Here is a 15,078-nt window from a genome sequence, read left to right as displayed (position 1 = left end):
TTTGTATTTTTTAGAATAAATACTTCCATAAGATTCTAAGACTTACAAAGGCAATCAAAATAGCCGTTGCTTTTTTTAGTTGAATAGGAGTAAATAGATTATTACTCATTCTACTTCCAATTTGTCCTCCAATAAAAACAGTAACTAGTAAAATTGAAGTCAAATTCCAATCAATTACAAAATCAGGGTTCGAATATTGACCAATTAACCCAGCAATAGAATTCACCAAAATAAAAACACTTGCAGTTGCAGCTATTTTTTTTGGAGTATCCCAACCTGTAAGATGTAGAAAAGGAGCTAAAAATACGCCTCCACCTATGCCAACCATTCCAGAAATAAACCCAATAACTCCACCATAACCAGCATTTTTTATAGGATTTAAGTTGATGTTTTTTTCATCCGAAGAAACAATTCGTTTAGAAATCCACATAGTAACTGCTGCAAATAAGAGTGTAAAACCTAATAATATAAAAAAGAAATGTTGACTTATTTTTAGGTAACCACCTAAGTAAGCTAAAGGAATGCTAAATAAAATAAGAGGAATAGCTTTTTTCCAATCGATTCTTTTCTGTTGATAAAATAAAAATACGTTTCCAGAGACAACAACAATATTACAGAGTAAAGCCGTTGCTCTAATTTGAGTAAATAGGATTCCTGTTAGTGCTAAAATTGCTAAATAACTAGACCCTCCACCAAAACCAACTGATGAGTATAAAATAGCAACAATGAAGAATAAAAGAACAATATGCCAATTGTAAAATAAAGATTCTATTATAATATCGTAAGTCATGAAATACAAATGTAATTTATAAATTGAATTTTTATAAGTTTTTTTAACAAGTATAATAAATTATCAATGGTGTTAAAGGTTTGTTGCTGTTTATTAGGTGATTATGAAAAATAAATTTGCTAAATTGATATATTTATGCTAATTTTATATATATGAAAATAAATTTATGTCCAAACTGTAATTCTGATAGGTATATTAAAAGTGGAATTATCAAAAATAGACAACGTTATAAGTGTAAAGATTGCTCTTATTTTTTTACAGTTAATAAGTTAGGGAAAAAGATTGACGATTATTATGTCAATAAGGCGCTGCAACTATATTTAGAAGGATTAACTTATAGGGAGATTGAGCGTATTTTAGGTGTGTCTCATGTAAGTGTATTAAACTGGGTAAAGAAGTATAATATTAAGAGGCCTTATAATGGAAATTATCACTCTACGTATAAAATATTAAATGCTGATGAGCTGTCTAACTATTTTAAAAATCCTAAAAATTTAGCAGGAGCAGGTTTAGTGGTAACAGAGCTAGGTGATAAGTTTATGCTTATAAAATGGGAACGTTTTAAAGAGTAAGTATATTTATTTACCAAATTAGTATATTGTTTTTTTTTATAGTAGTAATTAGTTAGAATTTAGTAGAGCACACAAAACTATTTTTAACTAACCTTAAACTTAAAAAAAAATGAACAAAATGACTAAAACATTGCTGCTAGGAGTCTTTTTCCTATCCCTACAAGTAATGTATTCACAAGGTTCTCCTGACTATAAAGGAGGCCTTAAAATAAAATTTGATGAAGATGGTAAAAAGTATCTTCGTTTAATTTCTTGGGCACAAGTACAAGCAACGTATAATAATGATGCGGCTGCAACTTCAAGTAAAACAAGTTTTAATTTAAGAAGAGCAAGAGTTTTAATGTTCTCTCAGATTACTGATAAATTTTTAATTTTAACTCATTTCGGTTTAAATAGTTTGAATTCTGGGACACTTTCACCTACAGGTAAAGGAACAGGGTCTCAAATTTTCTTACATGATGCTTGGGCACAATACAGTTTAGGTAAAGATCATGCTATTGGTGCAGGATTACATTATTTTAATGGTATTTCTAGATTAAATAATCAAAGTACTTTAAATATGATGACGTTAGATAATAATCGTCAATCTTGGGCAACTATTGGCTTATCAGATCAATTTGCAAGACATATTGGTGTTTTTATGAAAGGTAAGTTTGGGAAATTTCAATATAGAGTTGCAATAAATGATGCTATTGTAAATGGTTTAGATGCAAGAGTACCTTCTGCAAATGGTGAAGCTGTTTATGGAGGAGCAAATTTGTTAGGAACTAAAGATTCTGGAAAAACGTTTGCAGGATATTTCGAATTTAATTTATTAGATCAAGAATCAAACTTTTTACCATTTAAGGTAGGAACTTATCTTGGAGGAAAAAAAGTATTTAATATAGGAGCTGGTTTTTTCATGCATCCAAAAGGTACTGTCAAAATGAAGGGTGGTAATTTAGTGAGTGAGGATGTCTCAATCTTTGCTATTGATGCCTTCTATGACGCATCTTTAGGAGATGATGGAAGCGCTATAACTGCTTACACAACATATCAATCTAATAATTATGGAGAAAACTATTTATATAGTGCTTATGGTACTGGTAATATGGTTTATACTCATGTAGGTTATGTTTTTGCAGGTGATAAAACAAAAACTAGATTTCAACCTTATGCTTCTTATGGTAGTAATAGTTATGATGCTACTTCTAATAATAGAAATATTTTGGGTTTAGGTGTTAATGCGTATATGAGTGGTCATAATTCTAAATTAACATTAGAATATAAAAACCAAGATTATGGCACTTCTACAAGCAGTGTAACCTTACAAGCAATGATTTATCTATAATAAAAACTATAAAATTATGTCGCATAAAACACAAATGAAAAAGTATTGGAGAGAAAATTTAAAATATTTAGCGATTCTGCTGTCTATTTGGTTTTTAGTTTCTTTTGTTTTTGGAATTCTATTAGTAGAACAATTAAACACCATAAAATTAGGAGGGTTTAAATTAGGCTTCTGGTTTGCTCAACAAGGTTCTTTGTATGTATTTGTAGTGCTCATATTTGTTTATATGAAGCTAATGAATAAGCTAGATAAGAAATACGGAGTAGACGAATAAACTAACTAACAAAATATAAAAAAATAGAAATAACATGGGAATATTAACTTGGACGTGGATTTTAGTCGGAATATCATTTGCATTATATATAGGTATTGCAATATGGGCTAGAGCAGGATCGTCAAAAGAATTTTATGTAGCAGGTGGTGGTGTACCGCCGATTATTAATGGTATGGCTACAGCTGCAGATTGGATGTCTGCTGCATCATTTATCTCCTTAGCAGGTATTGTGTCTTTTGGAGGATATGATGGATCTGTTTATTTAATGGGATGGACAGGTGGATATGTACTTTTAGCATTATTACTAGCGCCATATTTAAGAAAATTCGGAAAATTTACAGTGCCAGATTTTATAGGAGATAGATATTACTCAAATGTTGCACGTATTGTTGCAGTAATCGCAGCGCTAATTGTTTCGTTTACATATGTTGCAGGACAAATGAGAGGAGTAGGTATTGTTTTTTCTAGATACTTAGAAGTAGATATTAATACAGGTGTTTATATCGGTATGGCAATTGTATTGTTTTACGCTGTACTTGGTGGTATGAAAGGTATTACGTATACACAAGTAGCTCAATATTGTGTACTTATTTTTGCTTTTATGGTACCAGCTATATTTATTTCAATTCAGATGACTGGTAACCCAATACCCCAAATTGGTATGGGAGGTGCAGGAGAAGATGGCATTTATTTATTAGATAAATTAGATGGGTTGCATCGAGAACTTGGTTTTCATGAATATACTTCTGGAGGTAAATCGATGATAGATGTATTTGCAATTACGTTAGCTTTAATGGCTGGTACAGCTGGCTTACCTCACGTTATTGTAAGATTTTTTACAGTACCAAATGTAAGAGATGCACGTAAATCTGCAGGTTGGGCATTATTATTTATCGCTATTTTATACACAACGGTTCCTGCTGTAGCAGTTTTTGCTAGAGTTAATTTAATTGAAACTGTTAGTGAGAAAAAGTATGAAGAAATGCCAGAATGGTTTGGGAACTGGGAAAAAACAGGTCTTTTAAATTTTGAGGATAAAAATAAAGATGGTGTAATTCAATATTTAGCAGATACTAAGAATAATGAGTTAACTATTGATAGAGATATTATGGTATTGGCAAATCCAGAAATAGCAAGATTACCGAATTGGGTTATTGCTCTTGTTGGTGCTGGTGGTTTAGCGGCAGCTTTATCTACGGCAGCAGGATTGCTTTTGGTAATTGCATCCTCAGTTTCTCATGATTTATTAAAGAAAATATTTGTACCAGAAATTAGTGAAAAAGGAGAACTTTTAGCAGCACGTCTAAGTGCGGCAGTTGCAGTATGTGTAGCGGGATATTTTGGAATAAATCCACCAGGGTTTGTCGCCGCCGTGGTTGCATTAGCTTTTGGTTTAGCTGCAGCCTCATTTTTTCCAGCAATTGTTTTAGGTATTTTTGATAAAAGAATGAATAAAGAAGGTGCAATTTCAGGTATGGTTGTTGGATTGGCTTTAATGTTTTTCTATATGGCTAAATTTAAATTGGGTTGGTTAGGTGATAAGCCACCAGCAAGCGAATGGTGGTTTGGTATTTCGCCAGAAGGATTTGGAACAGTTGCAATGTTTGTAAACTTTGTGATTTCTGTTGTCGTTTCTAGAATGACACCTGCTCCACCAGAAGATGTTCAAGATTTAGTAGAAAATATTAGAATTCCATCTGGAGCTGGAGAAGCTACAGATCATTAAAAAAGTGGATGAAAAAGTAAAAGTTAATTAGGTTAATAGTTAAAAACAGTATCATTTTATTATGATGCTGTTTTTTTTATTACATTTATAATTAGAAATGAAAAAAAGACACGAACAAAAATTAGTTGTACTTTCTTTTGTATTACTATTAATTTTCAATATTCCATTCATATTAATTTTTAATTTGGATGGCGCTGTTTTTGGAATTCCAACGTTATATTTTTCAATATTTTCAATTTGGCTTGTTTCAATTTTAATCTCTTACACTGTTCTAAAAAAACATTATGAGTAATTACTTCTTGTTTTTTATTATTATTTCTTATTTATCTATTCTTTTTTTTATTGCTTATAAAGCAGAGAAAAATTCTAAGAGTAAATGGGTAAATAATCCATATATGTATACATTATCTCTAGCAGTTTACTGTTCTGCTTGGACATATTATGGTAGTGTAGGTATCGCTGCAAATTCTGGTATTAGTTTTTTACCCATTTATCTGGGGCCAGTGATTGCATCTCCCTTATGGATTGTTGTTCTAAGAAAAATAATTAAAATATCTAAACAACAAAAAATTTCTTCAATAGCAGATTTTATTTCTCTCAGATATGGAAATCATCGATTTCTTGGTGCATTAGTAAGTATCATTTGTTTTCTAGGAATTGTGCCTTATATCGCATTACAATTAAAAGCTGTTTCAGAAACTTTTGAGATTATGACTGATGACACCAGTTATGTATCTACCAATATTTTAGATGATTCTACTTTTTATATAGCAGTAATATTGGCAATTTTTGCTACTTTTTTTGGTACACAAAAAACGGATGCATCAGAGAAACATAGAGGTATTGTTACATCTGTAGCCTTTGAATCAATATTAAAGCTAGTATTTTTCTTAATAATTGGTGTTTATGTAACGTATGTTTTGTTTGATGGAACGGAAGATATTTATACTAAAATTTCTAAAGTTAAAGACTTTGAACAGTTAACAACAATCGGTAGTTTTGAGAAGGCTTTAAATTGGATGTTTATGATTATGTTATCATTTATAGCTATTTTCTTATTACCAAGACAGTTTCAAGTTTCAGTTATTGAAAACAATCGAGAGAAACATTTAAAAAAGGCAATTTGGCTATTTCCATTATATCTTTTATTATTCAATATTTTTGTTATTTATATTGCTTGGGCAGGTAAATTAACCTTTGGAGATACTGTAAATGCGGAGTATTATACTTTATTATTACCATTACAAAACGGAAATGTTTTTTTAGCATTATTAGTTTTTTTAGGTGGTTTTTCTGCTGCAATATCTATGGTGGTAATTTCTACGCTTGCACTCTCTACCATGATTAGTAATAACTTAATTATTCCCTATGGATTTTTAGAGAAATTTATAAAAAATCATCCTGAAAAAAACGCGAAGTATATTCTTACAATAAGAAGATTATCAATTTTCTTGATTATTATTTTAGCGTATCTTTTTTATATTAATTTTTCTATTGAGTTATCTCTTTATTCAATCGGTTTAATCTCTTTTGTGATCATAGCACAATTAGCACCTTCTTTTTTTATTGGTCTTTATTGGAATAGAGGTTCTTCTAAAGCAGCAATTACAGGAATAATTATCGGGTTTCTAATAACAGCCTATACACTGATTCTGCCTTTTACAATAGAAGCTTTTACGGGTTCTTCCTCTTTTACTGATAACGGAATTTTCAATTTATCATTCACAAAACCTTATGCTTTATTTGGTATTGATTTTTTAAGTCCTCCTGCGCACGCTTTTTTCTGGAGTTTATTAATAAATACTGTCATCTATTTAGTGCTTTCCTTACTTTTTAAAGGAAATTATAGAGAACGTAATTACGCGGAAATGTATGTTGATAGTAAAAACTATGCTACTTTACAAGATGGAGCGTTGGTTTGGAAAGGAGAAGCTTATGTTGCTGATATCAAAAATATTTTAATTAAGTTTTTAGGAGAAAAAAGAGCCCAAAGAGCTTTAAGTATCTTTTTTACGAAATATAAACTTCCTCAAAATACACAGCTTGCAGACGCAAGATTAATTAATTTTTCAGAGAAACTCCTAACAGGAAGTATTGGTAGTGCATCAGCAAAAATATTGATTGATAATGTTGTAAAAGAAGAGGAAATAAGTTTGGTTGAGGTTTTAAAGATTTTAGAAGAATCTAAAGAAACAATTGCCAACAATAAATTACTAAAAGAAAAATCTGACGAATTATTTACGCTAACAGATCAGTTAAAAGAGGCAAATCAAAACTTAATTAAAAAAGATCTACAAAAAGATGAGTTTTTAGACACAGTTGCTCACGAATTGAAAACACCAATAACAGGAATACGTGCTGCTACAGAATTAATTTTAGATGATGAAAGCATGGAAGCTGAAATTAAGACTCAGTTTCTAAAAAATATATTGCAAGATTCAGATAGGTTATCAAGGTTAATTCATAATATTTTAGATTTTGAAAAATTATCAACCGGAAGAGATCATCTAGATTTATATGAAAACGATATTCGTAAAACAATTGAGAAGGCAATTAATAGTATTAAACAAATCGCTCATAAAAAAGGAGTGGAATTAATTTTTTCAGAGGAAGAAAACATCTTGTTTAAGTATGATGAAGATCGTATTTTACAGGTGTTAACCAATTTATTATCGAATGCAATTAAATTCTGTCCGCTTCAAAATGGAATTATAAAAATCAGTTTTAAAAAGACAGATTCTTATCATTGTGTCTTTGTAGAAGATAATGGTAAAGGCATCATTGAGGAAGATATTGAATATATTTTTGATAAGTTTTTTCAGTCAATTAATCAAAATACAATTAAACCTCAAGGTAGTGGATTGGGGTTAGCGATAAGCAAACAGATCATAGAAATGCATAAAGGAAAAATTTGGATAGAAAAAACAAATAAAAAAGGCACAATTTTTGGTTTTAAACTACCTTTTAACTAAATTGTACACTTAAAGCATGATGAGAAAGATTTTAATTGTTGATGATGAGCCAAATATTGTAATGACCTTAGAATATGCCTTTAAAAAGAAAGGTCTAGAGGTGCTGATTGCAAGAGATGGAAATGAAGCTTTACAGATTTTAGAACATCAAAAACCAGATGTTATTTTGTTAGATATTATGATGCCAAATGTTGATGGTTATCAAACGTTAAAACATATAAGGAGCAACGATAGTTTAAAACATATTAAAGTTGCTTTTTTAACAGCAAAGAATAGAACATCAGATATAGAAAAAGGGTTGGAGTTAGGTGCAGATAAGTATTTAATAAAACCATTTTCTATTAAAAAAATAGTTTCAGAGATATTTGAACTAATTGATTAAATAGTTTTGTGTGCAAACAAACCTTGTTTAATTAAAGTTTAAAAAAAATGAAATTTCAAGTAAATCCTTTAATTTCAGATATTTTTATAAGTATCTACATTGTTGGTACATTGTATTTTCGAATTAAAATTCAAAATGAATTACCAATTACTCCTTTATTTTCTATGTTAATAGGGCTTTCTTTTGTGGCCTTTATTTGGTTTTTAATAAAAGCCAAAGTTCTAAATCCAAATTGGTTTGGTTTGTTTAATCTAGGCAAATCATAAAATATAAATTACCAGAACTTTATAAAGAAAGTAAAGAAAAATCAGCTCGATTTTTGAAAAATACAATCAGAAAAATAGATTGGTTAAAAAGAAGAAATAATAATATAAAAAAATAATTATGAGTAATTATCACATAAAGCATTTAGAGGAATATTATAAAGTGTACAGAAAATCAGTAAGAGAACCAGAAACTTTTTGGGAAGAAATTGCTGAAGAGCATTTTGTATGGAGAAAAAAATGGGATAAAGTTTTAGAATGGGATTTTAAAAAACCAGAAGTAAAGTGGTTTGAAGGTGCAAAACTTAATATTACAGAGAATTGTATAGATAGACATTTAACTACAAAAGGAGATAAAACTGCCATTTTATTTGAACCTAATGATCCCAATGAAGCTGCAGAACATATTACATATAATCAATTACATCAAAGGGTAAATCAATTTGCAAACGTATTAAAAGAAAACGGAGTTAAAAAAGGAGATAGAGTCTGTATCTATGTACCAATGATTCCAGAATTAGCGATTGCAACATTGGCTTGTGCTAGAATTGGAGCAATACATTCAGTTGTTTTTGCTGGTTTTTCATCAACAGCACTTGCAACAAGAATTAATGATTCTGATTGTAAAATGGTGATTACTTCTGATGGTTCTTATAGAGGGAAAAAGTCAATAGATTTAAAAGGAATTGTAGATGAAGCTTTAGAAAGTTGCCCTGGTGTAGAAAATGTTTTGGTTGCTAAAAGAATTAATTCTGATATTTTTATGAAAGAAGGACGTGACCAATGGTTACAACCTTTATTAGATAACGCTTCTACAGAATGTGTGGCAGAAATTATGGATGCAGAAGATCCTTTATTTATTTTGTACACTTCAGGTTCTACAGGGAAGCCAAAAGGAATGGTACATACAACTGCTGGTTATATGGTTTATACAGCTTACACATTTAAAAATGCATTTCAATATAGAGATAATGAAGTGTATTGGTGTACTGCAGATATTGGTTGGATTACGGGTCATTCTTATATCGTTTATGGTCCTTTAGCAAATGGAGCAACGACTGTTCTGTTTGAAGGAGTGCCAAGTTATCCAGATTTTGGACGCTTTTGGGAGATTGTAGAAAAGCATAAAGTAAATCAATTTTATACTGCGCCAACAGCAATTAGAGCTTTGGCTAAACACGGAACAGAATTGGTTGATAAATACGATTTATCATCATTAAAAGTTTTGGGTTCTGTAGGAGAACCAATTAATGAGGAAGCGTGGCACTGGTATAATGACAATGTTGGGAAAAAGAAAAGTCCGATTATTGATACTTGGTGGCAAACAGAAACAGGAGGAATGATGATTACGCCAATTCCTTATGTTACACCAACAAAACCAACGTATGCAACGTTACCTTTTATTGGAGTTCAACCAGCATTAATGGATGAAAACGGAAAAGAAATAAAAGACAATCAAGTAGATGGAAGATTGTGTATAAAATTCCCTTGGCCTAGTATGGCAAGAACTATTTGGGGAAATCACGAACGTTACAAAGAAACCTATTTTTCTGCATATGAAGGTATGTATTTTACTGGAGATGGAGCTTTAAGAGATGAGGTTGGTTATTACAGAATTACAGGTAGAGTAGATGATGTAATTATTGTTTCTGGTCATAATTTAGGAACTGCACCAATTGAAGATGCAATAAATGAGCATCCTGCAGTTGTAGAATCTGCTATTGTTGGTTTCCCTCATGATATTAAAGGAAGTGCATTATATGGTTATGTAATATTAAAAGATACAGGAGAAAGTAGAGATCAAAATAACTTAAGAAAAGAGATCAATCAGATTATTACAGAACACATTGGCCCAATTGCAAAATTAGATAAAATTCATTTTTCAGAAGGATTACCAAAAACTCGTTCAGGAAAAATTATGAGACGTATTTTACGTAAAATTGCTTGTAATGAATTAGATAATTTAGGAGATACAAGTACACTTTTAAACCCAGAAGTTGTACAAGATATTATTGATAAAAGATTGTAATAGAATATTTTTTAGCGCGTGTTTTTGTGAAAAACAAAAACCGCGCTATTCACTATATCTTTTTGCTGAAAACGCAAAAAGGATGCCGTTTCTATCGCTCACGCAAGCCAGTTTAGAAACCAATTAATAGTTAAAATTATAGACCTGTCAAGTTATTAAAAGCTTGACAAGGTCTTTTTTATTTTACAAAAGGCCTCTTCTGTTATTATTTTTTAGAAGTTGGCTTATAGATAAATCTGTATTTTGTTTTTTGAGAATACTTAATAGTTTTACCAATAATAATGCAGTAATAAAAGCATCACCAGAAGCAGTATGTCTGTCATGTTGTGGGATGTTAAATTTTATTGATAATTCATCTAAACTGAAGTGTTTTTTAGAAGTATCTAATTTTGTTTTCTTATATAAATGTCCTGTATCTAATACTTTGTTTTTTAATTTTGGTAAGTTTAAACGTTTTAAAGCTTGATTTATCATAGCGATATCAAAAGCAGCATGATGTGCCACTAAAACTGAATTTTTAATATGTGCTAAAAATTGAATTATAGCTTCTTCTTCAGTTGCTTTTTTATAAGTTCCTGCTTTTAATAAACCATGAATTTTTACGGTTTCAGCATTAAATAAATCTTGTTTTAAATAACATTCTAAACTATCAGCAACTTTTAACGTATTTCCAATAACTGTGATCGTTCCTATAGATAATATTCGATCTTGTTTTGTGTCTAAACCTGTTGTTTCTGTGTCAAAAACTACAAAGCGTATGTTTTCTAAAGAGGTGTCTTGTTTTTCTTTAAAACATTCAATATACGATTTCCAGAAAGTAGGATATGTCTTTTTCTTAAACCAATTCATATTATGAAAAATGTGAAAGTTTAAATCTTGTTTCAATTAAATCCTGTACATCTTTTACGGCTTTAAAGCAGCTTTTTAATTCTAAACGATTTGCTTTACTTAAAGTTTCTAAATCAATAAATCTACCAGAATCGTTATGTAATAAACCTTGTTGGGTTCTATAACGAAGTAAGTTTTTAAAAGCCTTGCTACAAGCAATGTAGATTTCTTTATTTTGTGGCTCTAGTTCCGAAAGTTTATCATAACGGACAATTGTGTTTTTAGGTGTATTTATATTTTTCGACAGCATTAATAAACGAGCAGCATCAACCAAAGGCATCATTGCACGTGCTTTTATATCAAATTGATCTTTATGTTTACCATCACGTTCTACCAAAAATTGTCTAAAGAAACTTAAAGGTGGTGGATTCTTTAAGGCATTTATCCCTAAGAAATTTAAAAATATTTCATGAGATTTTATGGTTTCAAAAATACCATTTGTTAAAGTTTCTACTAAGTTTTTATCACCATAAACAAATTCAAAATCAAAGAAAATAGTACATAACATTAAATTATCTTGATCAGGAGTTACAATCCAAGATTTAAATTGTTGATTCCATTGACTTGCAGATAAACACCATTTTGGATTACTAGCCATCATATTTGCAGGGCATAATTCAAAACCAACAATTTCTAAACCTGCATTTATTTTTTTTGAAAGCGTTAAAAAATAATGTTGCGTGTTTTTGTATTCACTTTCTAAAACATCATTAAAAACCAATGCATTATCTTGGTCTGTAAGTAGTAATTGCTCTTCTCTACCTTGGCTTCCAATTGCTAACCAAGCAAAAGAAGTTGGAGCAGGAGTAGACATTTCAGCCAAAGCCAAATCAATAATATGTCTTGTAATACTATCGTTAATACTAGATATTATTTTAGTTATAAATGTAATTGGTATTTGTTGTTCTAAGTAGCGATTTAATATTTTTTGAGCACGTTGTCTAATGTGTTGTAATTGTTTAAAAGTAGTTGCGCGCTTTATTTCTTTCACTAAAGCAGAAGCGTTGTTTTCACGAATTACTACAATATCATGCTCAGACAAAAGACCTGTGAGTTCAGAGTTTGGTGTTCCGTCTTTTGTGATACATAAATGTGTAATTCCATGTTGAATCATTGCTATTTGTGCTTCAGCAATCGTAATATTTTCAGGATACGTAATTACAGGAAATGACATAATTTTAGAAACAGGTTCTTCAATAGAAACTAAACCCGTTGCAATTTTTGTACGTAAATCTTTATCAGTTATGATACCAATTGGCTTCAGTTTTTCGGTAATAATAATAGAACCTACACGTTTATTGGTCATTATTAAAGCGGCGGCTTTAATACTCGTTTCTATTGAACATTGTATTGGGTTTTTAGAATAATCTGCAGATTGTTCTTCAGAAAATTCTTGAATGCTTTCTATAGGCGCTACATCACCTAATTTATTAGATTCTATATATCTAGTGTTTGAAACAAAACTGGACAATAAATACGTGCTAGCTTCAGCATTTGTGGCAATGTATTCTTCAAATAACTCAGAAGTAATACTATATACAATGCTTTCTTCTATTGCTTTTGCGCTTAATTTATAAGTATCCTTACGCATTAAAGCACGCAATCCAAAAATATCACCTTCATCACATTTATCAACCAAAGCATTTGTTTTTTCTTGAAACAAACCAATAGCACCATCTTTAACAATATAGAATTGGTTTTCAACAGGGTTACCTGTAATAAATAAATCGGCATCCTTTTCTAAATATACTACATTTATTGCCTTGCAAATCGATAATAATTGTTCTTTAGACAGCATACTAAAAGGTGGAAAGTTTTTTAGGAAATCGTAGATGCGTTCTGGTATTGTGTTCATATCCACTAAAATAAGGAAAAAGGTTACAAAGTTTTAGAGTTAAATGATATTTTGTGCTAAATAGATATAGTTTTATCCTTAATAAAAATAAATTAGTGTTTATTAGCTTTCAGAAATGCAGTTTGACTTATTTTTGTTAAAATGTCATATTCTTTTTTATGGCATATAAATTGACAAATACAAATCACTTACATTTGACATTCAATATTATATATGCAGCATTTAAAAGAATCAACAAAAAATAAAACCAAACCAAAAGTTACCTTAAAACAAGCTTTTAAAACTATTATTTGGCCAAGAAGAAATATCGTTTTTATAGGTTTAGTACTTATAATTATTCGCAGTTTAGCTGGTTTTGTTTTGCCTTTACAGAGTAAAGTATTGTTAGATGAGGTTGTGCCTAATAAAGATTATAGTCAATTATATACTTTAATATTTATTGTTATTTGTGCCATTTTAGTACAAGCAATTACTTCTTTTTTATTAACGAAAGTCTTAAGTATTCAAGCACAATATTTAATATCAGAATTAAGAGCGCAAGTACAAAAGAAAGTTTTGTCGTTACCTATTAGTTTCTTTGATAACACAAAATCTGGTGCTTTGGTTTCTAGAATTATGACTGATGTTGAAGGCGTAAGAAACCTAATTGGTACAGGTTTAGTCCAATTAATTGGTGGTTCATTTACAGCAATTGTAACCTTGGTTATTTTGATAAAAATGAATGTTTGGATGACACTCTTCACCTTTGTTCCTTTATCAATTTTCGGAATTATTGCATTAAAATCTTTCAAATTCATTCGCCCGATTTTTAGAGCAAGAGGAAAAATTAATGCAGAAGTAAAAGGACGTTTGACGGAAACTTTAGGAGGAATTCGTGTCATTAAAGCTTTTAATGCCGAAGATCAAGAAAGTGAAGTTTTTGAAAAAGGAGTTGCTGATATTTTTAAGAATGTTAAAAAAAGTATGACTGCAACTGCAATAATGACAAGTTCTTCAACCTTTTTAATAGGTTTAGCAACAACTGGAGTTATGGGAATTGGTGGTTATTATATGATTCAAGGTACAATGACTTTTGGTGATTTATTTAAATTTACAACGCTACTAGCGTTTATGGTTGCGCCAATTGTACAAATGAGCAATATTGGAAGTCAATTAACCGAAGCTTTGGCAGGTTTAGACAGAACCGAAGAGTTAATGAATATGCCTGCAGAAGAAGATGATGAAAATAGAAATATCGTTTTAGAAGATCTTAAAGGAGAAATTATTTTTGATGATGTGTCTTTCGCTTACGAAGAAGGAAAAGAAGTCTTGAATAACATCAATTTTAAAGTTCCATCTGGTTCTGTAACCGCTTTGGTTGGGAGTTCTGGTTCTGGGAAATCTACAATTGCAGGTTTGTCTGCAACATTTTTAAATCCAAAATCGGGTACAATTACTGTTGATAATCAAGATATGTCTAAAGTAAAACTATCTAGTTATAGAAAGTATTTGGGTGTTGTTTTACAAGATGAATTTTTGTTCGAAGGAACTATTAGAGCTAATATTTTATTTCCAAGACCAAATGCAACTGAACAAGAATTACAAAATGCGGTAAAAGCTGCGTATGTAAACGAATTTACGGATCGTTTTGATGATGGTTTAGATACTTTAATCGGAGAAAGAGGAGTGAAGCTTTCTGGTGGTCAGCGTCAGCGTTTGGCAATTGCAAGAGCAATTTTGGCAGATCCAAAAATCATTATTTTAGATGAAGCAACTTCTAGTTTAGATACCGAAAGCGAGTCTTTAATTCAGAAAAGTTTATCAGAATTAGTAAAAGACAGAACTACTATAGTAATTGCACATAGATTGAGTACTATTAAGCAAGCAGATCAAATTTTAGTCATAGAATCTGGTAGCATTGCAGAAAGAGGAACGCATGATGAATTGATCGCTGTAAAAGGAAGGTATTATGATTTGTACACGTATCAATCAAAAATTTAACGTTTAGATTTTATTTT

The 15,078-nt window shown here is 30.3% G+C and carries 12 protein-coding genes; 9 read left to right on the top strand and 3 right to left on the bottom strand.

Annotated features, from left to right (window positions below):
* Positions 1 to 10: 10 nt before the first annotated feature.
* Positions 11 to 790: a sulfite exporter TauE/SafE family protein gene (locus tag BTO07_RS06150; protein ID WP_087520395.1), complete on the bottom strand. Its 780-nt coding sequence runs from the start codon at positions 788 to 790 to the stop codon at positions 11 to 13.
* Positions 791 to 942: 152 nt separating this feature from the next.
* Between BTO07_RS06150 and BTO07_RS06145 the strand changes: the two genes are divergently transcribed.
* The 8 genes from BTO07_RS06145 to acs all read left to right on the top strand — a co-directional run bounded on the left by BTO07_RS06145 (position 943) and on the right by acs (position 10,338).
* Complete coding sequence (locus BTO07_RS06145; RefSeq protein WP_087520394.1) at positions 943 to 1,362, top strand: transposase-like zinc-binding domain-containing protein; 420 nt, start codon at positions 943 to 945, stop codon at positions 1,360 to 1,362.
* Positions 1,363 to 1,471: 109 nt separating this feature from the next.
* A complete protein-coding gene (locus tag BTO07_RS06140) occupies positions 1,472 to 2,692 on the top strand; it encodes a hypothetical protein (RefSeq protein ID WP_232457097.1) in 1,221 nt (406 codons plus the stop codon).
* A 16-nt stretch (positions 2,693 to 2,708) separates the two neighbouring features.
* The gene (locus BTO07_RS06135) at positions 2,709 to 2,966 is read left to right on the top strand and encodes a DUF4212 domain-containing protein (RefSeq protein ID WP_087520393.1); all 258 of its coding nucleotides are present in this window, start codon (positions 2,709 to 2,711) and stop codon (positions 2,964 to 2,966) included.
* A gap of 34 nt (positions 2,967 to 3,000) precedes the next feature.
* Positions 3,001 to 4,692, top strand: a complete 1,692-nt coding sequence (locus tag BTO07_RS06130; RefSeq protein ID WP_087520392.1) for a sodium:solute symporter family protein — start codon at positions 3,001 to 3,003, stop codon at positions 4,690 to 4,692.
* Positions 4,693 to 4,976: 284 nt separating this feature from the next.
* The gene (locus tag BTO07_RS06120) at positions 4,977 to 7,664 is read left to right on the top strand and encodes an ATP-binding protein (RefSeq protein WP_087520390.1); all 2,688 of its coding nucleotides are present in this window, start codon (positions 4,977 to 4,979) and stop codon (positions 7,662 to 7,664) included.
* 19 nt (positions 7,665 to 7,683) lie between these two features.
* Positions 7,684 to 8,046, top strand: coding sequence for a response regulator (locus tag BTO07_RS06115; RefSeq protein ID WP_087520389.1), 363 nt, complete (start codon positions 7,684 to 7,686; stop codon positions 8,044 to 8,046).
* Between the two features lie 47 nt (positions 8,047 to 8,093).
* Complete coding sequence (locus BTO07_RS06110; protein ID WP_087520388.1) at positions 8,094 to 8,312, top strand: hypothetical protein; 219 nt, start codon at positions 8,094 to 8,096, stop codon at positions 8,310 to 8,312.
* A gap of 118 nt (positions 8,313 to 8,430) precedes the next feature.
* Positions 8,431 to 10,338, top strand: coding sequence for an acetate--CoA ligase (gene acs, locus BTO07_RS06105; RefSeq protein ID WP_087520387.1), 1,908 nt, complete (start codon positions 8,431 to 8,433; stop codon positions 10,336 to 10,338).
* A 183-nt stretch (positions 10,339 to 10,521) separates the two neighbouring features.
* Here the strand turns inward: acs and BTO07_RS06100 are convergent, their stop codons facing one another.
* A complete protein-coding gene (locus BTO07_RS06100; RefSeq protein ID WP_087522567.1) occupies positions 10,522 to 11,187 on the bottom strand; it encodes a 3'-5' exonuclease in 666 nt (221 codons plus the stop codon).
* A 1-nt stretch (position 11,188) separates the two neighbouring features.
* The gene (locus BTO07_RS06095) at positions 11,189 to 13,081 is read right to left on the bottom strand and encodes a DUF294 nucleotidyltransferase-like domain-containing protein (protein ID WP_087520386.1); all 1,893 of its coding nucleotides are present in this window, start codon (positions 13,079 to 13,081) and stop codon (positions 11,189 to 11,191) included.
* Positions 13,082 to 13,294: 213 nt separating this feature from the next.
* Between BTO07_RS06095 and BTO07_RS06090 the strand changes: the two genes are divergently transcribed.
* Positions 13,295 to 15,061, top strand: a complete 1,767-nt coding sequence (locus tag BTO07_RS06090; RefSeq protein ID WP_087520385.1) for an ABC transporter ATP-binding protein — start codon at positions 13,295 to 13,297, stop codon at positions 15,059 to 15,061.
* Positions 15,062 to 15,078 lie beyond the last annotated feature (17 nt).

Origin of the sequence: Polaribacter sp. SA4-12 (assembly GCF_002163675.1) — a bacterium.
Lineage (GTDB): Bacteria > Bacteroidota > Bacteroidia > Flavobacteriales > Flavobacteriaceae > Polaribacter.
Note: the sequence above shows the minus strand (reverse complement) of the source record. Positions and strands in the feature narration are given on the sequence as shown.